This window comes from Streptomyces antibioticus (genome assembly GCF_002019855.1).
Lineage (GTDB): Bacteria > Actinomycetota > Actinomycetes > Streptomycetales > Streptomycetaceae > Streptomyces > Streptomyces antibioticus_B.
Genome location: NZ_CM007717.1, coordinates 8,264,274 through 8,289,431 on the forward strand (window position 1 = coordinate 8,264,274; position 25,158 = coordinate 8,289,431).

The 25,158-nt window shown below is 70.2% G+C and carries 21 protein-coding genes; 14 read left to right on the plus strand and 7 right to left on the minus strand.

Features of this window, described 5'->3' with window-relative positions:
• Positions 1-4 precede the first annotated feature (4 nt).
• From AFM16_RS37170 to AFM16_RS37185, 4 genes are all read left to right on the plus strand, one after another.
• The gene (locus AFM16_RS37170) at positions 5-1,228 is read left to right on the plus strand and encodes a hypothetical protein (protein ID WP_078636643.1); all 1,224 of its coding nucleotides are present in this window, start codon (positions 5-7) and stop codon (positions 1,226-1,228) included.
• A gap of 65 nt (positions 1,229-1,293) precedes the next feature.
• Positions 1,294-1,533 (plus strand): hypothetical protein, encoded by a 240-nt coding sequence (locus tag AFM16_RS37175; protein WP_030797760.1) that lies wholly within the window; start codon positions 1,294-1,296, stop codon positions 1,531-1,533.
• Positions 1,533-1,910, plus strand: coding sequence for a hypothetical protein (locus AFM16_RS37180; RefSeq protein ID WP_030797759.1), 378 nt, complete (start codon positions 1,533-1,535; stop codon positions 1,908-1,910). Before AFM16_RS37175 ends, AFM16_RS37180 begins: the two co-directional genes overlap by 1 nt.
• A 91-nt stretch (positions 1,911-2,001) precedes the next feature.
• Positions 2,002-2,466, plus strand: a complete 465-nt coding sequence (locus AFM16_RS37185) for a GNAT family N-acetyltransferase (protein ID WP_030797756.1) — start codon at positions 2,002-2,004, stop codon at positions 2,464-2,466.
• A 233-nt stretch (positions 2,467-2,699) separates the two neighbouring features.
• On the opposite strand, the gene AFM16_RS37190 is transcribed toward AFM16_RS37185, so the two are convergent.
• Entirely contained in the window at positions 2,700-4,031 is a 1,332-nt protein-coding gene (locus AFM16_RS37190) for a DUF1254 domain-containing protein (protein WP_030797754.1), read from the minus strand.
• A 233-nt stretch (positions 4,032-4,264) separates the two neighbouring features.
• Here AFM16_RS37190 and AFM16_RS37195 point away from each other — a divergent pair, with 233 nt between their 5' ends.
• A complete protein-coding gene (locus AFM16_RS37195) occupies positions 4,265-4,603 on the plus strand; it encodes a YciI family protein (RefSeq protein ID WP_030797752.1) in 339 nt (112 codons plus the stop codon).
• A 367-nt stretch (positions 4,604-4,970) separates the two neighbouring features.
• Here the strand turns inward: AFM16_RS37195 and AFM16_RS37200 are convergent, their stop codons facing one another.
• Complete coding sequence (locus tag AFM16_RS37200) at positions 4,971-6,563, minus strand: PQQ-binding-like beta-propeller repeat protein (RefSeq protein ID WP_078636644.1); 1,593 nt, start codon at positions 6,561-6,563, stop codon at positions 4,971-4,973.
• 686 nt (positions 6,564-7,249) lie between these two features.
• On the opposite strand from AFM16_RS37200, the gene AFM16_RS37205 reads away from it, so the two are divergent.
• From AFM16_RS37205 to AFM16_RS37220, 4 genes are all read left to right on the plus strand, one after another.
• On the plus strand, positions 7,250-8,431 hold the full coding sequence (locus AFM16_RS37205) for a hypothetical protein (RefSeq protein WP_078636645.1): 1,182 nt from the start codon (positions 7,250-7,252) through the stop codon (positions 8,429-8,431).
• A 234-nt stretch (positions 8,432-8,665) separates the two neighbouring features.
• On the plus strand, positions 8,666-9,205 hold the full coding sequence (locus AFM16_RS37210) for an ArsR/SmtB family transcription factor (protein WP_078636646.1): 540 nt from the start codon (positions 8,666-8,668) through the stop codon (positions 9,203-9,205).
• The gene (locus AFM16_RS37215) at positions 9,202-10,500 is read left to right on the plus strand and encodes an MFS transporter (RefSeq protein ID WP_078636647.1); all 1,299 of its coding nucleotides are present in this window, start codon (positions 9,202-9,204) and stop codon (positions 10,498-10,500) included. Before AFM16_RS37210 ends, AFM16_RS37215 begins: the two co-directional genes overlap by 4 nt.
• Before the next feature lie 227 nt (positions 10,501-10,727).
• The gene (locus tag AFM16_RS37220; RefSeq protein ID WP_245177910.1) at positions 10,728-12,107 is read left to right on the plus strand and encodes a VCBS repeat-containing protein; all 1,380 of its coding nucleotides are present in this window, start codon (positions 10,728-10,730) and stop codon (positions 12,105-12,107) included.
• Between the two features lie 108 nt (positions 12,108-12,215).
• Here the strand turns inward: AFM16_RS37220 and AFM16_RS37225 are convergent, their stop codons facing one another.
• Together AFM16_RS37225 and AFM16_RS37230 are read right to left on the minus strand one after the other, a co-directional pair.
• Positions 12,216-16,025: a CHAT domain-containing protein gene (locus AFM16_RS37225; protein WP_143648540.1), complete on the minus strand. Its 3,810-nt coding sequence runs from the start codon at positions 16,023-16,025 to the stop codon at positions 12,216-12,218.
• 192 nt (positions 16,026-16,217) lie between these two features.
• Entirely contained in the window at positions 16,218-17,201 is a 984-nt protein-coding gene (locus tag AFM16_RS37230) for a quinone oxidoreductase family protein (RefSeq protein WP_078636650.1), read from the minus strand.
• A gap of 178 nt (positions 17,202-17,379) precedes the next feature.
• Between AFM16_RS37230 and AFM16_RS37235 the strand changes: the two genes are divergently transcribed.
• On the plus strand, positions 17,380-18,036 hold the full coding sequence (locus AFM16_RS37235) for a TetR family transcriptional regulator (protein ID WP_078636651.1): 657 nt from the start codon (positions 17,380-17,382) through the stop codon (positions 18,034-18,036).
• Between the two features lie 57 nt (positions 18,037-18,093).
• Here the strand turns inward: AFM16_RS37235 and AFM16_RS37240 are convergent, their stop codons facing one another.
• The gene (locus AFM16_RS37240; RefSeq protein WP_030797732.1) at positions 18,094-18,552 is read right to left on the minus strand and encodes a MarR family winged helix-turn-helix transcriptional regulator; all 459 of its coding nucleotides are present in this window, start codon (positions 18,550-18,552) and stop codon (positions 18,094-18,096) included.
• Between the two features lie 59 nt (positions 18,553-18,611).
• Between AFM16_RS37240 and AFM16_RS37245 the strand changes: the two genes are divergently transcribed.
• Complete coding sequence (locus tag AFM16_RS37245; protein WP_370628155.1) at positions 18,612-19,445, plus strand: alpha/beta fold hydrolase; 834 nt, start codon at positions 18,612-18,614, stop codon at positions 19,443-19,445.
• Positions 19,446-19,557: 112 nt separating this feature from the next.
• On the opposite strand, the gene xynA is transcribed toward AFM16_RS37245, so the two are convergent.
• Together xynA and AFM16_RS37255 are read right to left on the minus strand one after the other, a co-directional pair.
• Positions 19,558-20,571 (minus strand): endo-1,4-beta-xylanase XynA, encoded by a 1,014-nt coding sequence (gene xynA, locus AFM16_RS37250; protein ID WP_051781164.1) that lies wholly within the window; start codon positions 20,569-20,571, stop codon positions 19,558-19,560.
• 342 nt (positions 20,572-20,913) lie between these two features.
• Positions 20,914-21,936: a LacI family DNA-binding transcriptional regulator gene (locus AFM16_RS37255; protein ID WP_167797331.1), complete on the minus strand. Its 1,023-nt coding sequence runs from the start codon at positions 21,934-21,936 to the stop codon at positions 20,914-20,916.
• A 139-nt stretch (positions 21,937-22,075) separates the two neighbouring features.
• Here AFM16_RS37255 and AFM16_RS37260 point away from each other — a divergent pair, with 139 nt between their 5' ends.
• The 3 genes from AFM16_RS37260 to AFM16_RS37270 are packed head-to-tail and all read left to right on the plus strand — an operon-like array spanning position 22,076 to position 25,153.
• Positions 22,076-23,374, plus strand: coding sequence for an ABC transporter substrate-binding protein (locus tag AFM16_RS37260; RefSeq protein WP_078636653.1), 1,299 nt, complete (start codon positions 22,076-22,078; stop codon positions 23,372-23,374).
• A 7-nt stretch (positions 23,375-23,381) separates the two neighbouring features.
• Positions 23,382-24,338: a carbohydrate ABC transporter permease gene (locus AFM16_RS37265; protein ID WP_078636654.1), complete on the plus strand. Its 957-nt coding sequence runs from the start codon at positions 23,382-23,384 to the stop codon at positions 24,336-24,338.
• The gene (locus tag AFM16_RS37270) at positions 24,335-25,153 is read left to right on the plus strand and encodes a carbohydrate ABC transporter permease (protein WP_030797719.1); all 819 of its coding nucleotides are present in this window, start codon (positions 24,335-24,337) and stop codon (positions 25,151-25,153) included. Before AFM16_RS37265 ends, AFM16_RS37270 begins: the two co-directional genes overlap by 4 nt.
• Positions 25,154-25,158: the final 5 nt, after the last annotated feature.

The window sequence follows — 25,158 nt, forward strand, 5'->3', positions numbered from 1 at the left end:
GCACATGTCCGAGCGGACACCGACGTGGCAGGAACTCCTGGACACTGCCGTCGAGCAGCGGACGCCGACGGCGTTCCGCGCGGCACTGGACGGCTTGCGTGACGACGGGTTCACGTACGACCGGCTGGTCGTCATCGCCAACGGGATCGTCGAGAGCAGGGAGTTCCCCGGTTTCGAGGGCGTGGGACGCGGCCCGTCCGAGGACGCGTGGGTCAACGCCCTGACGGTGAAAGGCCGGAAGGCGCGCCGGCTGCCCGACTGGGAGTACGTGGAGCTCCTGGTCGTGGCGTACTGCAAGCGCCATGGCCTCAGCGGGGAGGCGCAAGACGGCTTGGTCGTCCGCTGGGCGGACGGCTACACCGTCTGCGGCGGTCAGCCGCGGCCGAAGTACCGGCGTTCGACCGCGACCGCGGCGGCGCGGCGGAGGCGTGTCCGATACGTCGTGGGCGCGACAGCCCTGGCGGTGGTGGCGCTGGCGGCAATTTCGGCGTACGTCTTCTGGGAGCCGGACACGGACCCGGAATCGCCGCTGTCCGTGGACGATGTGTCCTCTCTCGGATTGAGCAAGGGGGACTACGTTTTCCCGTCCACCATGAAGTTGTCGTCCTCCCAGGTGGAAAAACTGAAGAACGAGGATTATGGGGAGGGCCTGAAATTCGATGACTGGTTCCGTCAGAACGATGGGGTTCCGTCCAGTTTCAGAACCATCACTCTCACCGTCAGCGGACGCAGTGAGAAGCAACTCCGCATCACGAACATCGACCTGCCCAAGGAGGACTGCGCCCCGCCCCTGACGGGCACGCTGTTCCTCAACGGTGGTACCAATGGCGGCGAGGGAGAGACGAGAACTCTGTTCTTCAACCTGGACGACCGACTTCCCGAGCCCACGGATGAGAATGGCGAACCCTATTTCGCGCGAAAAAGTATCACCCTGAAAAAGGGGGAGAGTGAGACAATCGCGGCTTTCGTCAGAGCCAATGAGCGTTCCTGCGGTTTCACCTTCCGATTCACTGTCGTCGTCCCGGGCCGTGATCCGGAGAAACTGGAGATCGACGACGACGGAAAGCCGTTCCGGCTGACCGCTCCCGCGAACGGACTGGGAGAACACCCCTACGACCGCTATCGGGCCATGTACGTGGGAGGCGTGGCGGCCCCGGTCGGCACCGGCATCGTCCCGGCCGATCCGTCCACCTACGACGGAAACCCCCAGTCGCTCGTCTCTCCTTGACGGCCACCGGCGATGTTCATGCGCGCCGCCGCCCTCTCGGTGGTAACAACTGTTACCATCCGGGTATGGCGAAGACACAGCTAGGCGCACGCGTGGACGAGGACGTGGCGGAACTCGCGAGGAAGCGTGCCGCTGACCTGGGGCTGAGCATCGGGGACTATCTCGCCCGGCTGGTGCAGGACGACGCCAGCGGGCTGCGCGCCCGCGCGGTGGACGCGGCGGCGCGTTTCCTGGCCGAGCACCAGTCGGTCTTCGATGACGCCGAGGACGCCCAGCAGGCGCCCGGGGGAGCGCGCGCGGCCTGATGAACCTGCACATCGACGTTCCCTGGATCCTTCAGGTCGCCGAGGCCGCCGGAGCGGATGACCCGGCCCCCGACGACTACGGTGTGCCCGTCTCGGCGGTCGCCCGCCACCGCGCCGAACTCTTCGAGCAGCCTGTCTACGACGGTCCCTACGCCAAGGCCGCCGCGTTGGTGCACACGCTGGGCCGGTGCCGTTGGCTGGAGCGCTCCAACCTCGCTGTCGCCGCGGCCACCGGCGTGATGTACCTCGAGGCGGCCGGGGTCACGGTCAAACCCGCCCGCGAGGACGCCGTCGCTCTCAAGGACGTGCTCCTGGATCCGGCCTGCACCGCGGAGAAGATCGCCGCTGTGTTGCGGGCTTGGCCCACCGCTACGTGAAGCGGCTCGCTGGGGTGGGCCGGCCGGTGTGGAGATCCTCAGCGCTGGTGCCGGAGCCGAACAGCTTGCGGTGACTGCTTAGAGTGCGGACATGCCAACTTCGCCGCACCTGCAAGAGATCACCCCGGACAACTTCGAGACCGCCGTCGACCTGCGAGTCCGGCCCGACCAGGAACACTTGGTGGACCCCGTCGTGAAGTCACTCGCCGAGGCGTACGTCCACCCCGGCGTCGCATGGCCCCGGCTCATCTGTGATGGCGACGAAGCCGTGGGGTTCCTCATGGCCTTCTTCGACATCGACTGGACCGGCAAAGGGACGGACTTCCGCTCCGGACTCTGGCGTCTCAACATCGCGGACGGAAAGCAGGGCCGAGGCTACGGACGCTTCGCCGTGCAGTCCGTGGCCGACGAGATCAGGCGCCGAGGAGGCACCCTACTGACGACCACCTGGCACCCCGGAGCGGACGGCCCCACAGGCTTCTACACGACCCTCGGCTTCCGACCCACCGGAGAGACCAGCGGAGACCAGACGGTGGGCGTGCTGGAACTGACCTGAACTGAACCGGCGTGGCTGCCGCACCTGCACGGGCCACGCACGACGACCTCCTGGCCGCCGGGGAACCCGGTCGTCGGCGTTCGCGTACACCGGGTACCCCGCGGCGGCCGTCCCAGTGGGGGAGGGGCCCGTCTGCCTCCGCGGTCCGAATGCTGTCCGTCCCGTGGTGCCAGGTCGTGCTGGGCAGGGAGAGTGAGGAGGCTGGCCCTGTGGCCCCGGTACCCCTCTCTCGTTCAGTCGGCGCGTTGCAGCACGGGCGGGGTCCACTGACCCGTGAGGGCAGGCTCCCGGGGCCAGTACAGGCGCAGGAAGACGTTGAAGCTGCCCGCGGGGGCCGGTAGCCAGTTGCTCTCGCGGTCGGGGCCGGGGTTGTCGTGCTGGACGTAGATGTCCAGGGAGCCGTCGGGGTTGGTGCGCATGCCGCTGCGGTCGCCGATCGCGTAGCGGTTCAGCGGGTTGTCGGCGAAGAACTGGTGCTCGTTCATCATCGTGAGGGACCAGAAGCCGTCGACGGGCGGGGTCTGACCGGCATCGAAATGGAGCACGTAGCTGTGGGCACCGTCGAGAGGCCGGCCGTCGGCGTCGGTGGTGGCGTGCGGATACAGGGCGTCGGCGTCGAGGTTGGCTCCGTATCCGAACCGGGTGATGACCGCGCGCTTGGTGTAGTCGGTGCCGTAGTCCCCCAGGCCCCGATGCACGGTCCAACCACCGGCGTTCGCGGCCTCCGCCCGGGCGAGCAGGTCGCGCAGGGTCTCCGGGCCGCGCCGCGCGCCCGCGTCCAGGGCGGCGAGCTCCTCGGCGGACAGGCCGTCCAGGCTCCCGCCGGGTGCGATGCCGAGTTTGGCGAGACGGCCGAGGAACGGTGCGTCGGCGGGGTCGGGAGGGTTGTCGACCATCATCTGGTTGAGCAGGGTGAAGTAGTCGCGGCCGCTGAGCGCGTGGACCTGGTCGACCGGCGGGGTCGTCGTGTCGGTCCCGGCGGGGACGGGGACGTCGGTGGGCGGGGAGTAGCCGTCGGGGTCGCCGGTCCATTCCGACAGTGGGATCAGCCGCGTGGCGTCCTGGAGCCGGTTGACGGCCGGGAAGTCGGACGGGCCGCTGGTCGCGTACCGGGCGATGATCCAGTTCACGGCGGTGGGCGACTTCAGCAGGGTCAGGCCGGGCGGAGTCGCACCTGACCAGGACGGCCCGGCGATCAGGAACGGGCCTGCGGACGGGCCGTTCCGGCGCTGGCCGACGACGGCGCAGACGTTCGACCAGGCGTCCAGGACGGGGACCATCCAGAACCGGTCACCGAACTCGGGCAGGGACAGCACCAGGGGCTGGTCGGAGAGATCGAGCCAGGCGCTGGAGTACAGGGTGTCGGCGTTCGGCGAGACGACCTCGGTGAAGGAGGCGTCCGGGGTGGAGCGCATGTAGCAGAACTGGTTGGCCGGGGCTTTCCGGCGCCCGTCGTCCCGGGCCGGGACCGCCGTCATGGAGCGCTTCGTCACGGCCGCTGTGACCAGCGGATACCCGTAGAGCCATGCCTCCGTGGTCTGCTTCTCCAACGACTCGTCCGTCATCAGCTTCTCCCAGGTGCCACGGCGATTCGCATCCGGGCCCGACGCTACGTACGCCACCCGCCGCCCGCGCGGCGAGTCCGCCGAACGGGTGGCGCGGACGGAATCGGCGGCCCCGACCGGCAATCCGCATATCCACGCCCGGTTCGCAGGCTGCGGCAGCGCCGGTTCTGAAACGTGGTGCTCCTCGTATGGTGAGGGACGGCTGAAAGGGCCGATGACCACGGGAGCCGAGCATGACGCGGTATCTGATCTCGTTCGACGACGGCGCGATGACCTTTCCGGAGGAGGACTTGCCCGCTGTGGCCGAGGCTTCGCACAAGGTGGTGCGTGAGGCTCAGAGCGCCGGTGTGTGGGTCTTCGGCGGTGGACTGGAGAGGCAGCAGGCGAGCGTCGTTCTCACCGACGGGACGGTGACCAAGGGCCCGTATCCGGAGACGAAGGCGGTGCTCGGCGGGTTCTCGATCATCGATGTGCCCTCGTACGAGGAGGCACTGGAGTGGGCCGCCAAGATCGCCGCCGCGTGCCGCTGCGCGCAAGAGGTACGGGAGATCATGCCCGACTCGGAGGTCTGATCGAAGACGACGTGCGTCATCGACGACCCCGCTGGGCCCGGCCGAACTCCCCCCCAGAGCACGGTGAAGAGTCCATCCAGTCCAGCCAGTCCATCAGCGGGGCTGTCCAGGGACAGGACCGAGCAGAGCGTCGCACTGAGCCGAGGGGAGGCTCCGGGGTCGCGTCTCTCGTCGCCCCTTCTGAGAGCCGACCAGAGGATCCTGTACGGGACCCCGACCGATGCCGTCGGCGGGGCGAAGATTCCACGTCCCGCGAACTCGTCGTTCTGTCCCTCGGATCCGCTGGCGCCTCCTCGTCTTTGACGGGCGTCGCGAGACACCGCCGGGAGCTACGGATGTCCGACCGGGACGGTGTTCGCCGACCTGGTCAATCCGGGACCGAACAGTCCAGGATCCGTCCGTCCAACGTCCCGACGACCAGGCGCTGTTGATCCGCCCGGTACGCCGCGGACACTGGCGTCACCGGGTGGCCGTGCGCGCGCAAGGTGTGCCGGGCTCGCACCTCACCCGTAACCGCGTCCAGAATCTCCACCTCACCGGTGAGATACACGACGTACACCCTCCGCTCGTCGCCGTCGAGATCGGCGAGCGGCTTGTCGGTGAGGTGCACCCAGCGTGTCTGCCCGTCCGGGAGTTGGCGGCTCACGACGTAGGTGCCCTCGCGGGAGTCCAGGTACGTGGCGCCCGGTTCGTACGACCGCCCCGCGTGGACGAGGCTGGCACTCAGTTCGACGGCGGGGCCGTACCAGGGCTGGAGCGCGGACGCCGGATCCCAGCGCAGGGGAAAGAGGGCGCGCACGGTGGCGGGGCCGTGGGCGCCGGGAGGATCGATCGCGTGGATCCAGGGCGCGTCGTCGTCCGGGCCGGGGCCGCCGTCCACGTACAGCAGTCGGTCGCTGTGCTTGACGCGCAGCGCGGGGGAGTTGGAGCGGCTGGGGGAGAGGTCGAGGCGCGCGGCCTCCTGGTGCGTGGGGGCGAGGAGCAGCGCGGGGCGTGCGTCGCGCCCCTGCGGACGCACGGCGAGCCAGCCTTCGGCCGTGGCGTGCAGCGCGGGGGCCGACGGCACGTCTACGGTGTCCACCACATCGCCGTCCACCGTGAACACCCGCTGCACGGCGATCGCTCGGTCGACCAGGCGCCCCGTCCCCTCGTCGCGCCGGTGCCCCCGGTACGTCACCCACGCCGACTCGCCGTCAGGGGCCGCCTCGACCCGAACGCTCCCTTCACCCTCCGCAGGAAGAGCCCACGTCGGTGCGCCCGACGGATCCCAGCACTCCAGGTCCGTGTGCAGGCCGGTGGCGAGGACCCGGCCGTCGGCCAGCACCGCCAGGTCCCGCACCTCCGCGCGCCGCCGCCAACGCCCCTCCGCCAGCCGCGCGAGGGTGTCCTCCACCTGTGGGTCGTGGAGGAGCCCGCTCTCGACCATCGGATGGCGTGCGTCGTCGGGGTCGACCAGACCGGCCGGAGCGGACAGCCAGTCGTCCGCCGCGACGGCCAGTTCGAAGCCCTTGCGGAAGCCGCCGTCCTTGTCCTCGGGGGAGAGCAGCATCGCGAGCCGGCCGTCCTCCAGCCAGCGCAGATGGCGCACTTGGCGGCTCTTGCACAGCAGGTTCGTCACCTGCCCGGTCTCCAGGTGCAGCAGGAGCAACTCCCCCTGAAAGTCCCACGATCCGTCGTAACGGCCGGTGCCGACGGCGACGAGCGGCAGCTCGGGGTGCGGCTCGACGGCACACACGGGGTACCGGGAGGCGACGACGTGACGCGGACGGAGCGTGCCGGCCTCGTACACGCCGATCCGATGGCCGAGCCACTGCCCCGTACCGCGCCACATGACATGCCCGAGGTCACCGGCCGCGATGACACAGCCATGACGCGCGTCGGCCACCGCCCACACGGGCCGACCGATCTCGGCGAAGGGCTGGTCTCCGAGTATCCGGCGGACGGTCAGCTCATCCGGCACGATGTTCTCCCCCCCAAGGTGGCGCACAGTCTGCCAGGCCCTGGTGGGTTCCTGCGTCGTCCGGCCGTGGCTGCCCGCTCGGCCTGCGGCGTGGCATCGCGGGACGCAGCCGCGCCCTGCGGACGCGCCGGCCGATCTCCTGGCTTCCTGAGGTCGCGATCCCCGGGATGGACCGGTGGAGAGGACGAGGAGCGCTCTGCCGACACGACGTTCAGCCGGCGATTCGTCGTCGAACTCCTCATCTCGGCCCTGGCCCCGGTGCCTCCCCCTGGCGTCCCGCGCTTCGACCCAGCCGCTCCCTACGTACGTTTCGTCCCTGAAGACGCCGCGAGGTGCGCGGGCGCCCGAGCCGCCCTGATGGACGGCTTGGTCCGGGAGTGCCGTTGCCAGGCAGCCCGGGTCTTTCGTCGCAGCGCCCCGGGCACTCTCCCACCGGACCCCCGCACTCACCCCGACGACGCGCGGCAGCCTCCGTCCTCGCAGCCGTTCGGGCGAATCCGCCGCGGCTCTGCGCTCACGACGCCGTCGTACGGGAAGGCAGCATCCGGCGGAGGCGCGGCCAGGTCATCGGCTCCAGGCAGCCGCACGCCGGACGGTGCCACGGCCGGCACAGATCCCCGGCGGGCGGGGCGCAGCCGCGCTCTCGACCTGTCCGACGAAGTGCCTCGATGAAGGGAAGTCCCACCATGGCTGTCCACGATCACGTGCCCCTGGCACCCCGCAGACCCCGGCGGCGCGTCAACGCGGTGACCGCCGCGCTCACGCTCGTACCGGCTCTCGCCGCCGTCCCGGCGGCGGCCGGATCCGCCTACGCCGGACCGGTCGGCGACGCGGGCCCCTGCCGGGTCTACGCAACCGTCACCACCTGCACGTACACCGCGACCGGCGAGACGACGTTCGTCGTGCCCCAGGGGGTCTCCCAGCTCAGCGTCACGGTCGTCGGAGCCCCCGGCGCCGCGGGGACGGACGGCGGTGCGGGCGGATTCGGCGCCGAGGTGACGGCCAACCTGCCGGTGTCGGCCGGACGGACGCTGTACGTGGAGGTCGGAGGCGCGGGCAGCGGCAACATCGGCGGCTCCGGCGGCGGAGGAACCGCCGGCACCGGCGGTGCGGGTGGCGGAGGCGCCAGCGCGATCCAGATCTGCTCGGTGACCGCTGCCGGCTGCACGCCCACCGGCGCGGCCGGCGACCCACGGCTCGTGGTGGCGGGCGGCGGCGGAGGCGGAGGTCCCACGGCGGCCGGCACCGGCACGGTCGGCGCGGGCGGCGGAAACGGCGCCGGCGCCGGCGGCGCGGCGGGCACCGGCGGCACCGGCACCGACGGACAGCCTGGCCTCAACGGCGGCACCTTCGGCACGGCGGGCGGGAACGGCGGCAACGGCGGCCCCGGCCAGACCGGTGGCCCCACCCAGGGCGGTCTGGGCGGCGCCGGCGCTGCCACGGTCGCCGGAGGCGGCGGAGGAGGCGGCGCGGCCGGCGGCAACGGCAGCAATGCCGGCGGCGCGGGCGGTGGAGGTGGCGGCAGCACGGCCGGCACCGGCGGCAACAACGGCGGCCTGACCGGTGGGCCCGGTAGGGGCGGCACCGCAGGAGCGCGAGCGGGCGCCGGCGGAGGCGGCTGGTTCGGCGGCGGGGCCGGCGGGGTCAACGGCGGTGGTGGCGGCGCGGGTTCGTCGTACGTCACCGCCTCGGCCAGCGGAGCGATCGCCACCCAGGACGCCACCGGCACGCCCGAGGTCGTGATCAGCTACACCACGCCGTGCTCCTGCCGCGACCACAAGGACGAAGAGTCCCACCCGTCCCACTCGGGCCCCTCCACGTCCACTCCTCGGCCCGGCCAGCGCCTCGGAGACTCCGACGGCGCGTGACGCGCGGCTACTTGGAACCGGGGACACCTGGCGTCTTCGGTGGATTCATCCGGCAGATCGAAGCAGCGTGACGCCGATGCCGCAGACGGCCTCCCCGCCCGCCCACGTGGCGGCGGGGAGGCGCTGGGAGAAAGGCTTCGCGCGCCGGACGGCAGACGCCGGGCGTCCGCACAACCCGGGCGCCCGCGCGCAATCCCCTTGCGCAATGGTCAAGAAACGTTGACCATTGCTCGCATGCCCACCGACGATCTTCCCGAGACCTTTCACGTCACCACCGACGACCAACTGCGCGCCGTCTCCAACCTCACGCGTCACCGGATCATGGCCGTGCTCCGGTTCCAGCCGGCGACGATCACGCAGATCGCCGAGAAGGTCGGTCTGGCGAAGGGGAGTTCCAGCTATCACGTACGGCTGCTGGAGCGGGCCGGCCTGGTGAAGGTGGTGCGGACGCGGAAGGTCAGGGGGGTCACCGAGCGGTACTACGCGATGGCCGCGCGGGCGATCGTGCTGCCCGATCCGGGCGAGGGCGGACCGGACGTCCTGATGCGGCATGCGGTCGCCGACTTGGAGGCGGCGCCGGCGGACGGCGAGCGGCACGTACGGATGGCCCATCTACGGCTCACCGAGGAGCAGTTCGCGGAGCTGGGGGCGCGACTTCAGGCACTGGCGGACGAGTACCGGGAACTGTCCGATCCGTCGCTGCCGGACGCGTCGCTCGTCTTCGCACTGTTCCACCCGGCGGCCCGCGAGCAGACGGGAGGGGACGCCAAGTGACCTCGGGCATACGGAAGTTGCCGACCGGGTTCGGACGGCTGTGGACCGCGCAGACGATCTCCTCGTTCGGCGACGGCGTCACACACGCCGCACTGCCGCTGCTCGCCCTGACGTTGACGCGGGACCCGATGGCGCTCGCCGTCGTCACGGCCGCGGGAACGCTGCCGTGGCTGCTCTTCGGGGTGCTCGGCGGTGCGCTGGTGGACCGCTGGGACCGCCGGCGCACGATGTGGGTCGCCGACGCGGTACGGGCGGTGCTGATCGGGATACCCGCGGCGGCGGCCGTGCTCGACGTCCTGAGCATTCCGCTGCTCGCGGCCGTCGCCTTCCTGCTCGGCCTCGGCGGACTGTTCTTCGACACGGCCGCCACGGCCTATCTGCCGGACCTGCTCCGCCGCGACCCCGCACTCCTGGAGAGCGCCAACGCCCGCCTGCGCGGCGCCCAGACCGCCATGTCCGGCTTCGCGGGACCGCCTGCGGGCAGTGCCCTGCTCGCGCTCGGACGGGCGCTTCCGCTGCTCGCCGACGCGGTGTCCTTCATGCTCTCCGCACTGCTCGTCCGCACCCTGCCCGCCATGCCCCGGCCCGTGCCGGAGACCGGCGAGTCGCTGCTCCGACAGGCGCGCGCCGGGGCGTCGTACGTCTTCCGGGACCGTTTGCTGCTCGGGCTGGCGCTCCGGCCGGCGGTCGGGAACGTCGCCTTCCTCGCCGTGGAGACCGTCCTCGCCCTCTTCGCGCACGACCGCCTCGGCATCGACACCTACGGTTTCGGGCTGCTCCTCACGGCGGAGGCCACCGGCGGCCTGCTCGGTGCCGGCATCGCCTCCCACCTCGGCCGACGCCTCGGCACCGGCACCGCACTGACCTGCACGGCCGCCGTCGAGGGGCTCGCCATCCTCGGCCTGGCCGCCGCCCCGAACCCGTACGTGGCCGGGCTGTCGCTCGCCGTCTGCGGGGCCGGCATGGGCGCCACGATGGTCCTCGGACCCTCCCTCCGACAGTCGATCGTCCCGGCCCACCTGATGGGCCGAGTCGCCTCCGCCTCCCGCATGCTGGCCATGTGCGCCGCCCCCATCGGGGCGTTCCTCGGCGGCTGGCTGGCCACGACCTACGACATCCGCACCCCGCTCTACGCCGCCGCCGTACTCCTCCTGGCGATGACGGCCGTCACGGCATCCATGACCAGCAACCGCCGGGTCGAAGCGGCGCGTCGCGCCGCGGCGACCTCGGCCGGCGGCCCAGATCGGCAGGCATCCGCGGATCGTGCCGAGGAGAGTGTGCGCGACCTGTCGTGAGCTTGCCGCGATGGCGTCCGCCAGGACCGGGCTTGCAGTCAGGGCGCGAGCACGAACCGGCCTGCTGTGAGCTGCAGTTGGCGAATCCCCGGGCGGCCGCGGGCACTTCGAGGGCTCGCCTTAGGATGCCTTGACTGCGGCGCACGGTGGGTGCGTCGAGGGGGAGGGGGATCTAGCTGATGGTGAACAGACGTGGTCTGCGCGGGGGTTGGAGGACGGGGGCCCTTGTGGTCGCCGCGGTGATGGGTGCTGCGCTGCTGTCGGCCGCGCCCGCGGTGGCCGTGCACGGGGCGGTGCCCGGTGACTTCAACGGCGACGGTTACCGGGACGCCGTACTGCCGGCCCCCGGGGCGAACGTCGCGGGCAAGGCGGGAGCCGGTGCCGTGGTGGTGCTCTACGGATCGAAGTCGGGCCTGTCGGCGTCCCGCAGGGCGATCATCACGCAGAACACCGCGGGGATTCCGGGCACGGCCGAGCCGCACGACGGATTCGGTGGCGCCACCGCGACGGCGGACCTGAACCGGGACGGCTACGCGGACCTGGTGGTCTCCGCCCCCTACGAGGACACCGCGCGAGGCCGGGACGCCGGGGAGGTGACAGTCCTCTGGGGCAGTAAGAAGGGGCTGACCTCCGGCACCGACCTGCCCGAGAGCGACGCGGGCGGCTACTACGGCCTGGACGTCGCGGCGCTGAGCACAGGCCCCGGTGCGAAGACCGAGGTGCTCGTCGCCGGATACGGGGGCTCGATGCGTTTCACGGGGCCGTTCAGCAGCCGTGGCACGTTCGGCGAGGCCGTGGCGAACCGGGACACCCCTTCTGTCGGAAGCGTCGCGCTGGGCGACTTCGACCGCAACGGCTCCCCGGACGAGGTGGCCGTCACGCTCCGGCTGAGCGACCTCAGCGGCGGCGAGGTGTACGTCGACCCCTTCCACGACGGCGCGCAGCAGAAGGGCAACGGCCTGATCGCGGCCACCGGGGACATCAACGGCGACGGATACGCCGATCTCGTGACCGGGGACCCGGACGAGCCGGACCAGGCCGGAGTCGACGGCGTGCTCGGCGGCCGGGTGCTCGTCTGGTACGGCTCGGCACACGGCATCACGCGGGACGCGCGCCCCGTGCAGCTCACCCAGAACACCTCGGGTGTTCCCGGCGCGAGCGAGAAGGGAGACGGCTTCGGCGGTGCCCTCGCGGTGGCCGACCTCAACCGGGACGGGCTGGCGGACATCGTCATCGGCTCGCCGAACGAGGACACGGCCAAGGCGGACGCGGGGCAGGTCACGATCATCCCCGGCCGCCGCACCGGCGCCCTGGGCGGTGGCGCCTACGCTTTCACCCAGGACACCGCCCATGTCCCTGGGGGAAGTGAGACCGAGGACGACTTCGGCACCACCGTGGCCGTCGGCGACATCAACAAGGACGGCCGACCGGAACTCTTCGTCAGCGCGGCGGCGGAGGACAACTTCACCGGCGCCGTATGGGTCTTCCCCGGCGGCAACGCGGGCCCCACCGCCAAGGGCAGCCGCATGTTCACCGCCCCGTCCGTCGGCCTCCCGCAGAAGGACAGCACGCTCCTCGGCGGCAACGGGCTCCTCGGAGTGATCTGAAGCGGGACACGTTCCGCTCCGGTTCCGTCCCCATCCGTGGCGTCGAAGTCGTGGCCGACGTATCGCGACAACAGGTAGGTCCAGGAACGACCGGCAAGGTGCCGAAGGTCAGGCACCGGCGTGCAAGTAGGCGGCCCAGAGGTAGGGCCGCGCCGCTCGGTCGGTCTGCGCGGACAGGTCGTCGCCGTCTCGGATCGCACGCACCGCGAGGTGCAGGGCCAGCGCCGAACGGCCGGTGTTCAGGCGCCCGGTGCCCGTGCGCAGGTGGGTGTAGAAGGTGTCCGCCACCAGCGTGGCGATCCGGTCGTTGATGGGCCACAGGGTGCCGACGACATGCCGGAAGCCGGCCAACTGGAAGGCGGAGGTCAGGTGGATCGCCTCGTCCAGGAGCTGGTCGGCGTCGCTTGCCGCGGTGTGGCAGGCGGAGAGGTAGGCGAGTTCGGCGCGGTCGAGGTGGACCGCGTCGAGACTCGCGACGGTGAAGGGGTCACTGCGGTGGTCGTGCAGGACGAGCCGACTGTGGGCGGGATCGGCCGTGTCGCTCTCACCGTGGCAGGCGAAGTGGGCGATGGAGCAGTCCGGAAGCCGGTCCAGCACCGCGGCCTTGGTGGGGGTCGCGGGACGGGCCACCCCGAGACCGCCGGGCGTGGTCCCGTCGGGCTCTCTCAGCAGCGTGACGTCGGGCAGATGACGGCGAAGGACCGCCACTTCACCGTCGACGTGGTCCAGCCGTCCGTCGGCGGGAAGTCCGGGCGTGGTCGGCATGGCGACGACCAGTGCTCGGCCGGAGGCGGACCGGTCCGGGGTCCGCCGCCTGGCGTGGGCCAGGGCACGCACCGTCGGTGTGTACGACGACACGACCCGGTCGAGAACAGTGCACCGGTGCGTGTGGCCGGACCGGGCGGAGTACTGCCCGGCCGCGTGCAGGGGCAGCAGTCCCAGCAGACCGCCGGGCACCCACCAGACCCGAGGCCAGTCCGCACTTCCCGCGGGCCGGCAGTGGAGCCCGAGGGCGTCCAGGACCGGTCCGGCGGCCGCGGTCCACAACCAGTCCAGGACATCGCGCATGGTCCCGTGCGGATCGGTGGGCAGCCCGCCGTCGGTGCCGTCGGTGATGCTCTGGACGGCGATCCGGAACTCCGCGGCCTTCCGGACCGTGGTGTCCGCGGTGAGTTCGGGAAGCGGCAGGGTGTCGACGCCCCCTGAGGTCACCATCAGGGCGTGACCACCGCGTTCGCCGATGTTGAACACCACCACCGGGCCTCGGCGTGCCTGATCGAGGAGTTCCCCGACGGCGGGCGCGATGGCGAAGGACTCGAATCCGTCCAGCCGACGGATCTCGTCGAGAGTGTCGGCGAGTGCGTGCGCCAACCGGGGCCTGTGGTGCTCACCGGCTCCTCGGGGCTGCCCCGGGTGCGTCGTCGGGTAATGGGCGGGCTCAGGAGACGGCCCCGAGGGCAGGTCCAGACGCGACCGCAGTCGTACGAACCGGTCGGCGAGTGCCCGGTCACGCCGGCGAAGCTCGGTGAGGTCGCCGCGGATGTCCAGAGCCTGGCTCAGGAGCACCGCCCGGCCCATCTCCAGCAGTTGCAGGGCCCGGCGGCCACGAGTCGCTTCCGGAGCACGGTCGTCCGCAAGCACCAGGGAGGCGGCGAAAGAGGCCAGACCCGACAAGGACCCCAGCGCCCGCTGCCGATCGCCGCGGGCCAGTTGCCGCGGCGCCACCTGCGGGAGCAACTCCACGGCCAGCACGGCCATGTCCGCAGCCGAACCCGCCGAGGAGTCGGCGAGCAGCGCGGCCGCCCGGGTGGCCGCCGCGATGCGCATCGACGGACTGCCCGAGGGTGCCTTCGCGGCCTCTTGCATGGCTACGACGGCTTGTTGCCGGTCCGCCGGATCGTTCGTCCGCTCGTACCTCTGCATCAGCGCGCCCGCCCGATTGGTCTGGAAGAGCACCCGCTGATGGTCGGTGGCACGAACTCCCTGTTCGGCGGTGCGGAAGAGACTGATCGCCTCGTCCAGGTCCGCCGTGTTCGACGTCCGCTCGGCGCGGGACCGTAGGGCGATCCCGAGGTTCGACCACGCCGCCGCGCACCGGTTCACGTCGCCGCCTGTGGACTCGATGGCTTTCCGGAAGCACCCGATGGCCTCGTCCAGGTCGGAGGGGTCGCCGAAGTGCCGGAACCTCATGCCCAGGGCTGTGCCCCAGTCGCACAGGGACGCCGGCCGGTCGGGGTGGCCGGGGGCGAAGCCCGCGGCGGAGGCCGAAGACAGGCGGACGGCCTGGTCCAGATCATCGCGGCGCCGGGAGACATCGAACCGAGTGGTGAGCACCATGGCCAGGTTGGCCTGTGCGGCGGCCCGGTGGGGATGGCCGTGCGGCGCGTTGTCGACCGCCGCCCGCCCGACCGTCACGGCCTCGTCCATGTCCTTGTCGGCCTTGAACTGGTGGAAGCGGTCGAGGAGCGCGCCGGAGAGATTGGACAGGGTCGTAGCGCGCTCGTCCCCCTCACGAGGAGCGGACACGAGAGCCTCACGCAGACAGTCGACGGCGCGGTCCAGGTCCTTCGGGAGCCCCTGGTGTGTGAACCGCGTATGGAGCGTTGCCGCCAGATTCGTCAGATGTCCCGCCCGGTCGGCACCGGCGTCGGGAGTGAGGTCGACCGCGGTCTGCGTGTACCGGACCGCCTCGTCGAGGTCATCGGGCAGCCCCTTGAGGTCGAAGCGCGACTGATGGGCGACTCCGAGTTCTCCGACGAAGGTGGCGTGATCCGCGCTGCCGCCTTCCACCGTACGGACCGCGGTCCGCGCCTTCTCGATCCATCGATCGAGATCTCCGGGCTCATGGGTCACGTGGTAGCGGTCGCGCGACATGAGCGCCAGCATGCCCAGACAGAGCGCCCGGTCGCTGTTGTCGTCGGGCGCGGCCCGCACGAAGCGGTCGAGGAAGTCGGCGCCGCGGTCCAGGTCCTCCAGACGCCGGGTGTGCTCGAACAGCGTCGAGAACGCGGTGCCGATTTCGAGGAGTTGGAGCGTGTGCACCGGGTTGCTGTCGCTGTCGCTGTCGCTGTCGCTGTCGTCGGCGTCGGCGTCGGCGTCGGCGTCGGCGTCGCGGAGCATCATGTCGTCCAGCGTCTTCGCCGCCGCGTCGAGGTCCGCGCGTCGCAGGGTGTTTCTGAAGCGCTGGAGCAGCACGGCCACCAAGCCGGTTGCGGCTTCGGTGCCGAGCGGGTCTTCCGGCGGGGCGGCCGCGCACGCCGAGCGCAGGCAGTCGACGGCCCCATCCAGATCCGAGCCGCCGCCGGTGAGGGTGTGGCGCTCCAGCAGCGCCGCGGCCAGCCCGAGGAGCAGTACGGCGTCGTCGGCGCCGTGGGTTGCCGCGTGAAGCGCCGCCCTGAAGCTCCGCACGGCTGTGTCGAGGTCGCTTCGGCGGCCCTCGGTCCGGAAGCGCTCCAGCAGTGCTTCGGCCAGGAACCGCAGATAGACCGATCGCGTCGGGTGGTCGTCGTCGGTGGCGCGCAGCGTGTGCCTCATTGCCGTGATCACGCGGGTCTGCAGGGCCGGGGCGCCGGACGTCGTCATGCAGTCGATCGCGAAGACCGCCTCGGGCTGGAGCATGATGCGCGGGAGCAGATCCGTCGGCAGATCCACCTGCCCGGCGACGAAACAGAACGTGAGCAGGCGCACCGCCTTGTCGAGGTCTCCTTGGTCCACGCCGTGACGCAGGGCCAGGTGGCGGTACCAGTGGAACCAGCCCAGCGCTCGACAGGCATCGACGCGCCGCAGGGCCAGATCGAGATCGACCTCGGGGTCGACGAACGCGCCGAGCTGCCGGGCCTCGTCCAGAGCCTCGGCCTCCAACGCGGCACGCAGCCCCGGGTACTCGGCGATCCGGCGTACCCGGTCGCGTACTGCCACGGCCAGATCCTCGTACGTCGCGGTCGGCCCCACCGTCACTTCAGCTCCCCTTTGCCGACTCGACGTTGTGCTGAGACGACGTCAACTCAGCCTGGAATCAACGGTATTGTTTCACCCGATCGGAATAGAGACGGGCGTTTCCGATGAAAACGGTTGAAAGCCCGAGGGGTTGACCCGGCGAAGGAACTTCCGTCAGGGCGCGAGCACGAGCTTCCCTCCGACCGATCCGTTCTCGATACGACGGTGCGCTTCCGCTGCCTGGGACAGCGGCAGGGTCTGGATGTCGATCGGTATCAGGCCCTGGCGGATTGCCTCCAGTGCGGCGCGGGCGGCGGGGCGGGCCTGTTCGGGGTGGTTGGGCAGGTGGTGGCCGACGGCGAAGCCGAGCATCGCGAGGTTGCCGCCCCACAGGGTGTTGGTGGGCACGGTGTGCTGCCAGTCGCCGCCGGCGTTGCCCACCAGCAGCATGCGCCCCATCGGGGCCATGACGCGCAGGCTGTCCGTGCGCACCTGGCCGCCGACCGGATCCACGACGATGTCGAAGCGTCGGTCGCCGACAGCTTCGGCGAAGTCGTCACTGGCGAGTACGTCGTCGTAGGGCAGGGCGGAGGTGCGCGCACGCTCAAGTGCGGGGCGCCGCGCCGTCCCGGTCACGCCGGCCGCGCCGAGGGTGCGTGCCATGCCCGGGAATGCCGACGCCAGGCCGCCCAACGCACCGTGTACGAGGACATGTTCGCCCGGCTTGAGGTGCGCCACTTCGGTGAGGGCCAGGTAGGCGGTCGCGGCGTTGGGTACGGCCGCGACCGCCGACGCCGGATCGACGCCACTGCCCTCCAGGCTGACGGTCATCGCGGCGTCGACGACCGCGACGGAGGCGTACCCGCCCTCGGCGCCGGTGCCCGACAGGGTCACCACCGGTTCGCCGACACGCAGACCCTCAACTCCGTCACCCAGCGCGCGGACGGTGCCGGCCACCTCCAGTCCGGGCACGTAAGGCGGCTGCGGCAGCCCTTTCTGGTCCTTGTACAGGCCCTGCCGGACGTAGACGTCGATCAGCCCCACCGCGGCGTGGGTGACGTCGATGGCGACCTGCCCGGGTCCGGGCGCGGGGTCGGGGAGTTCGGTCAGTTCGAGGACGTCGGCGGGGCCGAAAGCCGTGACGACGGCGGCATGCATGGGGAAGTCCGTTCAGTCGGTGAGAAGTTGGAAGCGTTCATCGGTTTTACGCACGTGGATTGCGTTATTTCGATACAGGTACCCGGCAGCGACCGGACCATTAACGCAATATGCTTGCGTTAAACCAAGCTAACACGCTCCCCGCTCTAACGCATCCCGCGTGCGTTAGGGTGAGGGCATGCAGAGCCGCGCCCGTTCCCCAGAGGCCAAGCTCCGCCGTGCCGAGGATCTGCTCGACGCGGCGCGCACTCTCGCGGCTGCCCGCGGGGGAGTGCGGCATGTGACGCTCGCGGCCGTGACGGAGGCCGCGGGCCTGCACCCGTCCGCCGTGCGACGCTATTTCGACAGCAAGGAAGAACTCCTGCTGGAGCTGGCCGAACGCGGCTGGAACCAGTGGCGCGACAGCCTCACCGCCCGCCTGGCGGACGCCCGGAACCTGACACCCGCCGAGTCCGCCGCCGCCGTGGCCTCCACCCTCACCGCGCAGCCCCTGTTCTGCGACCTGCTCACCCACGTGCCGCTCAGCCTTGAGGGCGAGGTCGACATCGAGCGGGCCCGCCGCTTCAAGACCAACTCCTTCGCCGCCCACGACGGCATTGTCGACGCCCTCACCGCCTCCTCCGACACCCTCACGACCGCACAGGCCCAGGAGTTGGTCGCTGCGGCCCTCGGCCTCACCGCATACCTCTGGCAGGTCTCCCACCCGACGCCCACGCTCGCAGAGCTCTACGCCAAGAACCCCCGCTGGGGACACGCCGCCCTCGACTTCGAACCGCGCCTCACCCGACTACTCCAAGCCGTCGCAGTGGGAGCCACTGTGATGGACGGCGACTGACGCGGCGAGCAGCCAGATCGTTCAGCGGTACCCGTCAGGGCGCCGGACCTCCGGACTTCAGTCCGAACCCGCCCGCCCGGTGGACTCCAGTACCGCCGTCAGAAAGCGGCGCACCGTCTCCAATTCGCCCTCCTCGAAGGTCTCCGCGGCCGTCACCACCTCGCCGATCACCGGTCCGAAGAAGGCCCACCCGAGTTCCGTGGCCTTCTCCGTCACGTTCAGCAGCACGCGGCGCCGGTCCGCGGTGTCCCTGGTGCGCTGGACCAGGCCGAGCCGCTCGAGTCGGTCCACGAGGGCGGTGGTCCCGGCAGAGTTCAGTCGTAGTTGCTCGCCGAGCCGGCCGGGCGTGGCCCGCGTGCCGGCGCGTGCCGCGTCCAGCAGGTGGATCAGTGCGCGCACATCGGTGGGATGCAGGCCGTGGCGCGCGGCGAACTCGGCGCCGAGCAGGTCGAACTCCACGGTGACCGCACGCAGCAAGTGGACCAGTCCCATCGCCGGGTTCTGATCGTCGTCCATGCAGCCTCCTCGACGTAACATAATATCTCGCTGAACGAGATTATCGCCTGGCGAGAGGAATCCCCGTGACCCTGCCCGCCTTCGACCGCGCCTACGACGAACTCCGTGCCCGCTGGCCCGAGTCCATGGAGGAGCGCGACGTCGCCACGCCGTACGGGCCCACCCGAGTTCATGTGTACGGCGAGGCGGACGGCGCGCCGCTGGTGCTGCTGCCCGGCGGCTCCGCCACCGGCCTCGTCTGGTTCGCCAACGCGCCGGTCCTCGGCGAGCGATACCGGGTCCATGCCGTGGATCTGCTGGGCGACGCCGGCCGCACGGAACGCCGGGGCACGCCTCTGAGGAACGCGAACGATCTGATGGCCTGGCTGGACGCACTGCTGGACGGCCTCGGGCTCGCCCGCACGCATCTGTGCGGTCACTCGTACGGCGCCTGGATGGCCGCCAGGTACGCACTGCACGCGCCGCAGCGGGTGGACCGCCTCGCCCTCGTGGACCCCACCCAGGTCTTCACCGGATTCCGCCTCGGCTATCTGCTGCGCGCGCTCCCCACGCTGATCCGCCCGAGCGAGGCCCGCGCCCGCGCCTTCCTGGCCTGGGAGACGGCAGGCACGCACCCGGACGGGACCTGGCAGCGCCTCTACGGGCTGGCCGCCACCGTTCCCGGCCGGAAGCCGATCACCGGTGCCCGTCCTCGGACCGCCGACCTTCGCATACCGGTCCTGGTCCTGCTCGCGGAACACAGCCGCGCCCACCACGCCGTCAAGGTCGCCGACCGAGCCCGCCGGACGCTCGTGCAGGGGGAGGTTGCGGTGCTTCCCGCGGCCACCCATCACTCCCTCCCGCTCACACAGCCGAAAGAGGTGAACGACCGGCTGATGGCTTTCCTCGCCTAGCTGTGGCAAACGCCAGCGCCGCCGGCCCCTGCGGCCGACCAGGCCCGTGACAGGAACCGAACGGGCAGGCCGGGGGAGTGGCCTGCCCGTTCGTGTCGTGCGAGGGCCGGGGTCAGCCGGTGGTGCAGGAGACCGTGGGCCAGGTCCAGGTGCCGTTGGTCTGGATCGTCGCGCCCCAGTTGTTGCCGTTGCCGTTGGGCTTGGCGACCAGGGTCTGGGCGTCGGGGTAGCTCGCGCTGATGTTCCAGGTGGACTGCACCTTCGCGGGCGAGGGCACCTTCATCGTCACGGTCCAGTTGCTCGAACCGCTCACCGAGACGTTCAGGTTGTAGCGGTCGCTCCACTTGTCGCCGGCCGACAGTGTGGCTGTGCAGCCGCTGGAACCCCCGCCCGTGCCGCCTCCGCCCCCGCCGCTGCCTTCGCCGACCGTGATGTTGGAGTTGCCGCTGCTCTGATAGCCCTCGGTGGCCATGATCATGTAGTTGAACCTGCCGAGGTTCATACCCTTGCCCGCCCAGGCGTCGAAGTGGTTGCCGGTGGTGATGGTGCCACCGGTCCGCTTCGACTGGCGGACGCTCCAGTACTGCTGGAACGTCTTGGTGCCCTCGATCGAGGGCTGGTTGGTACGGGTCGTCTCGTAGATGTCGTACGTGCCCCCGTCACTGGTGACGGTGCCCTTGAACGTGCCAGTGGGCCGATAGGTGCCCCAGTTGTCGACGATGTAGTACTCGACGAGCGGGTTCTGCGACCATCCGTACAGCGCCAGGTAGGCGTTGCCGGAGGGATTGAAGGACCCGGAGTAGGTGACGGTCTTGCGGCCGCCGGTGCTCCAGCCCTTGCCGCCGACGAAGTTCCCGACGTTGCTCCACTGGTACTTGTAGTTGCCGCCCGCGCCCAGGGTCATGGACACCGAGCCGCCGCCGTCGCTCCAGTGCGAGTAGTAGTAGCCGTTGTCCGTGCCGGTCTGGTTGGACGTGATGGTGGTGTCGGCGCTCGCCGTGGCCGGTACGGCGACGGCGGCCGCGACCACCAGCGCCAGCGCGCAGAGCCTGCCGATCAGCGACAACAGTCCGGCGCGGGACCGGGAAGCGGGATTCCCGGCAGGCGGAGCGGGTGCGTGGGTCATACCTTTCCTTCCTGAGTGGGGGGACGTGCAGGACGGAGCCCGGGCCACAGCCGTCACGCAAGGCATCCTCGGCGTCACGGAGAGGCTTCGAACGTTGGTGAGTATGTGGGGCGCTCTGACAGACCGTCAACGCTCAAGTTTCCGAAAGTTCTTCGAAATATGAGAGGCCCGACGTGGGTGATCAGGTCGAAAGATTTCGCCAACTCTCATGCGTGCGCTGAGAGTTGATTCCGTGCAGGGTGACCTCTACGGTGATGCGCCACATCACACGACAGTGAGACCGAAACATTCGAGACGGGTGCTGTGCCGGGCAATAAGGGCTTCCGCCCGCCGGCCTCCCCGTCACACCCCGCCAGGCCGCGGCGCCGTGCTCTGCCGTACCACCAGATGCGTCGCCAGCTCGATGCGCTGGGCCTCTTCGCCCGGTTCGTCCTGGCGGAACAGCATCCGGGCCGCCTGCTCCGCCATCTGGCGGAGGGGCTGGTGCACCGTGGTGAGCGGTGGGCTCGACCACTGGGCGAGCGGCACGTCGTCGTAGCCGACCACCGACAGGTCGCGCGGCACGTTCAGCCCCTTGAGCCGGGCCGCCTCCAGGACGCCGAGCGCCTGGAGGTCGCTGCCCGCGAAGATCGCCGTCGGCCGGTCGGGACCGTCGAGCAGGCTCATGGCTTGCTCGAAACCGCCCTGTACGTGAAAGTCGCCGAAACGGATCAGGCGCGGGTCGACGTCCAGGCCCGCCATCGCCATCGCCGACCGATAGCCGTCGAGGCGGGCGAGCGAGCACAGCATGTCCTCGGGGCCCGTGATGATCGCGACGCGTGCGTGGCCCTGTGCGGTGAGGTGCCGGGTGGCCGCGAGGCCGCCCGACCAGTTCGCGGAGCCGACCGACGGCACGTCGGGGTCGGGGTCGCCCGCGGGGTCGATGACGACGAAGGGGATGGCCGCCGTCCTGAGCTGCTGCTTGACGTCCTGCGGCAGCGCGGAGAAGACGAGGACGACACCCATCGGTCTTCTCTGGAGCACGCCGCCGAGCCACTCCGGCGCGGGTGTGTGGCGCGTGCCGCTCTCGGTGAGCACCACGGTCGCCCCGTTGGCCCGTGCCACCTGCGCCACGCCCTTGATCAGTTCCATCGCCCAGATGCTGTCCAGCTCGTGGAAGACCAGCTCGACCAGTGGGGACCGGGACGGCGTCCGGGTGCGGCGGCGGTAGCCGTGGGAGTCGAGCAGGTGCTCGACCTTGGCCCGTGTCACGCGGGAGACATCCGAACGTCCGTTGAGGACCTTCGAAACTGTCGGCATCGAAACACCGGCCGCTTTCGCCACCTCGGCCAGGGTCACCCTGCCGCTCGCCTCGTCGTCGTGCATGTCAGCAGGGTATAGCCACCGGCGTCCGTAACGGTTTGAACGGCTGCCTGTTCGACCGTTGACCGCGTCACGCGTCTGACCTAATGTCCCCCACGCAAAGACTTTCGGTAATGAGGCCGAAACTTTCGAAAGGCGAACGATGAAGACACGTGCGCACTTGCCGAGACTGGTCGCCTGCGGTGCGGCGCTCACCCTGGCCCTGAGCCTCTCCGCCTGCGGCAACGGCGATGCGTCGTCGAGTGACGGCAAGATCCATGTCCTGGTCTACGGGGACGCCAGCAACAAGGTCGAGAAGCAGATCGTCGATACGTTCAACAAGACGTCCGACGTCAAGGCCGTTCTCGACACCATCCCCGGTGCGGACTACCAGCAGAAGCTTCAGACGATCATCAGCACCCCGCAGGCGCCCGACATCTTCTTCAACTGGGGTGGCGGCAGCATCCAGCCGTTCGTCAAGGCCGATCTGCTGCTGCCGCTGGACGACTTCATCAAGAAGAACCCGGACCTGGACAACCGGTTCCTGCCGTCGGTCTTCAACAGCGCGGTCGTCGACGGCAAGCCGTACGGCGTCCCGATGCGCGGCACACAGCCCATCCTGCTGTTCCACAACAAGAAGGTCCTCGACAAGGCCGGCGTCAAGGCCCCCCAGACGTGGGACGAACTGCTCGACGCGGTCAAGAAGCTGAAGGCCGAAGGCGTCACCCCGATCGCCCTCGGCGGCGGAGACCGGTGGCCCACGCTCATGTGGTTCGAGTACCTCTACGACCGTATCGCCGGGCCCGGCCTGTTCCAGAAGGCCCTGGGAGGCGACACGAAGGCGTGGGAGAGCGACGACAGCAAGAAGGCCCTGAGCATGATCAGGGAACTCGTCGACGCCGGGGCCTTCGGCAAGAACTACGACTCGGTCAAGTACACCAACGGCGCCTCGCCCGCCCTGCTGGCGTCCGGCAAGGCCGGCTTCGAGCTGATGGGCTCGTGGTACTACGCCCAGCAGCAGGAGGACGCCAAGGCGTTCGCGGAGAAGGACCTCGGCTACACGACGTTCCCGATCGTCCCGGGCGGCAAGGGTGACGCCACGAACGTCGTCGGGAACACCAACAACTTCTACTCGGTGCTGAAGAAGACCGAGCACCCCGAGGCCGTCGCCGAGTTCCTGAAGCTCATGTACTCGGACGAGTTCGTCAAGGCGCAGCTCGCCATCGGCAACCTGCCGACGACCACGAACACCTCACAGTTCCTCGACTCCTCGGCCAACCCCGACTACTCGCGCTTCCAGTACGACCTGGTCGCGAAGGCCCCCGCGTTCCAGCTCTCCTGGGACCAGGCGTACCCGCCGGCCGCGGGCACGCCGATCCAGCAGGCCGTGCAGCAGTTCTTCAACGGCCAGCTCGACGCGGACGGCTTCATCAAGGCCATGCAGGCCCTCCCGACCGAGTGAACGGCTCATGACCACACAGATCACGAGCGCTCCGCCCGCCGCCGAGCCCCGCAAGGGGGACCGGCGGCGGCCGGCCGGCTCGCCCGCCGCGAACGTGGGAAGGCCCGGCTTCGGCTGGGCGCTGCCCGCCGCCATCTTCTTCACCCTCTTCGCGATCGTTCCCCTGATCATGGTCGCGGTGCTGTCCTTCATGAGCTGGAACGGGCTCGGATCCCCACGGTTCGTGGGGACGGAGAACTGGTCGCGACTTCTGGACGACCCCGTGATGCTCAAGAGCATCTGGATCACCCTGCTCCTGACGGTGCTCGGGATCGTCGTACAGACGCCCCTCAGCATCCTCCTGGGTGTCTGGGCGGCCGGACATCAGCGCAACCGTGCCGTGCTCTCCGCCATCTACTTCGTCCCGCTGCTGCTGTCGGCCACCGCGGTCTCCGTGCTGTGGCGGGCCCTGCTCGACCCCAACTTCGGCATACCCGCCGAGGCCACCTGGCTGTTCGGTGACGGCAATCTGTTCGGCGAGCAGACCACGGCCATCGGCGTGCTGGCGTTCGTGAGCACCTGGCAGTTCACCCCCTTCCACACCCTGATCTACCAAGGCGCCGCCCGAGCCGTCCCCGAGGTGCTCTACCAGGCCGCGGAGATCGACGGAGCCGGCCGCTACCGGCAGTTCTTCCACATCACCCTGCCCCAGCTCCGCAACTCGATGATCACCTCGATGATCCTCATGACGGTCGGCGGCCTGACCACGTTCGAGACCGTGCTCATCCTCACCCAGGGCGGACCCGGCACCGACACCACCATCAGCGCCTACTACATGTACGAGAAGGCGTTCAAGAGCTTCGACTTCGGCGTCGGCTCCGCCATCGCCCTCACCCTGGTCGTCGCGGCCACCGTCATCTCGCTCGTCGTCGTCCGGGTGTCGGGATACGACAAGATGCGCAGTTCCATGGAGGGTGTGTCATGAGGCGCCGTCCCAACTACCTGGCAGGCGTCGGCTCCGTCGTCTGGCTGTTCCTGGTCGGTCTGCCGCTGTACGTCCTGCTCGCCGCCACCCTGCGGACCCGTGGCGACTACGCCGAGAACGGCCCCGTGTCGGTGCCCGACACCTTCACCCTGGACAACTATCTCGGGGCCTTCGACGCCGGCTTCGGCCAGTACTTCCTCAACACGATCGTCGTCACCGCGGCGGTGGTCGGACTGGTGCTGGTCCTGGTCCCGCCGCTCTCGTACGCCATCGTCCGCAGCCGCAGCAGGGTGACCTCCCAGGTCTTCCGGCTGTTCCTGCTGGGCCTCGCCATCCCGGCCCAGGCCGTGATCGTGCCGATGTTCTACCTGATCAGCGAAGCCGGGCTGTACGACAATCTGCTCGGCGTGATCCTGCCGACGGCCGCGTTCTGCCTGCCGATGTCGGCGCTGATCCTCAGCGGCTCCATGCGGGACATCTCCCCGGAACTGTTCGAGGCCATGGCCGTGGACGGCGCGACTCCGCGCCGTATGTTCTTCCAACTGGTCGTACCGCTCTCCCGTGGCGGCCTGTCCACGATCACCGTGTTCGCCGCGCTCCAGGCATGGAACGGCTTCCTGTTCCCGCTCGTGCTGACCCAGTCCGACTCCACCAAGGTGATCACGCTGGGTCTGTACAACTTCCAGACCGAACACGGCATCGACATCCCCGGCCTGCTGGGCGCCGTGATGCTCTCCATGCTGCCCGTCCTGCTCGTTTACCTGTTCGCCCGTCGTGCCCTGGTCCAGGGCCTGATGGGCGTCGGAGGAAAGTGACCGCC

Excerpts from the sequence above, each read along its gene's own strand:
- AFM16_RS37170 (WP_078636643.1), top strand. The coding sequence starts at position 5 with ATGTCCGAGCGGACACCGACGTGGCAGGAACTCCTGGACACTGCCGTC.
- AFM16_RS37175 (WP_030797760.1), top strand. The coding sequence starts at position 1,294 with ATGGCGAAGACACAGCTAGGCGCACGCGTGGACGAGGACGTGGCGGAA.
- AFM16_RS37180 (WP_030797759.1), top strand. The coding sequence starts at position 1,533 with ATGAACCTGCACATCGACGTTCCCTGGATCCTTCAGGTCGCCGAGGCC.
- AFM16_RS37185 (WP_030797756.1), top strand. The coding sequence starts at position 2,002 with ATGCCAACTTCGCCGCACCTGCAAGAGATCACCCCGGACAACTTCGAG.
- AFM16_RS37190 (WP_030797754.1), bottom strand. The coding sequence starts at position 4,031 with ATGACGGACGAGTCGTTGGAGAAGCAGACCACGGAGGCATGGCTCTAC.
- AFM16_RS37195 (WP_030797752.1), top strand. The coding sequence starts at position 4,265 with ATGACGCGGTATCTGATCTCGTTCGACGACGGCGCGATGACCTTTCCG.
- AFM16_RS37205 (WP_078636645.1), top strand. The coding sequence starts at position 7,250 with ATGGCTGTCCACGATCACGTGCCCCTGGCACCCCGCAGACCCCGGCGG.
- AFM16_RS37210 (WP_078636646.1), top strand. The coding sequence starts at position 8,666 with ATGCCCACCGACGATCTTCCCGAGACCTTTCACGTCACCACCGACGAC.
- AFM16_RS37230 (WP_078636650.1), bottom strand. The coding sequence starts at position 17,201 with ATGCATGCCGCCGTCGTCACGGCTTTCGGCCCCGCCGACGTCCTCGAA.
- AFM16_RS37235 (WP_078636651.1), top strand. The coding sequence starts at position 17,380 with ATGCAGAGCCGCGCCCGTTCCCCAGAGGCCAAGCTCCGCCGTGCCGAG.
- AFM16_RS37240 (WP_030797732.1), bottom strand. The coding sequence starts at position 18,552 with ATGGACGACGATCAGAACCCGGCGATGGGACTGGTCCACTTGCTGCGT.
- xynA (WP_051781164.1), bottom strand. The coding sequence starts at position 20,571 with ATGACCCACGCACCCGCTCCGCCTGCCGGGAATCCCGCTTCCCGGTCC.
- AFM16_RS37255 (WP_167797331.1), bottom strand. The coding sequence starts at position 21,936 with ATGCACGACGACGAGGCGAGCGGCAGGGTGACCCTGGCCGAGGTGGCG.
- AFM16_RS37260 (WP_078636653.1), top strand. The coding sequence starts at position 22,076 with ATGAAGACACGTGCGCACTTGCCGAGACTGGTCGCCTGCGGTGCGGCG.
- AFM16_RS37265 (WP_078636654.1), top strand. The coding sequence starts at position 23,382 with ATGACCACACAGATCACGAGCGCTCCGCCCGCCGCCGAGCCCCGCAAG.
- AFM16_RS37270 (WP_030797719.1), top strand. The coding sequence starts at position 24,335 with ATGAGGCGCCGTCCCAACTACCTGGCAGGCGTCGGCTCCGTCGTCTGG.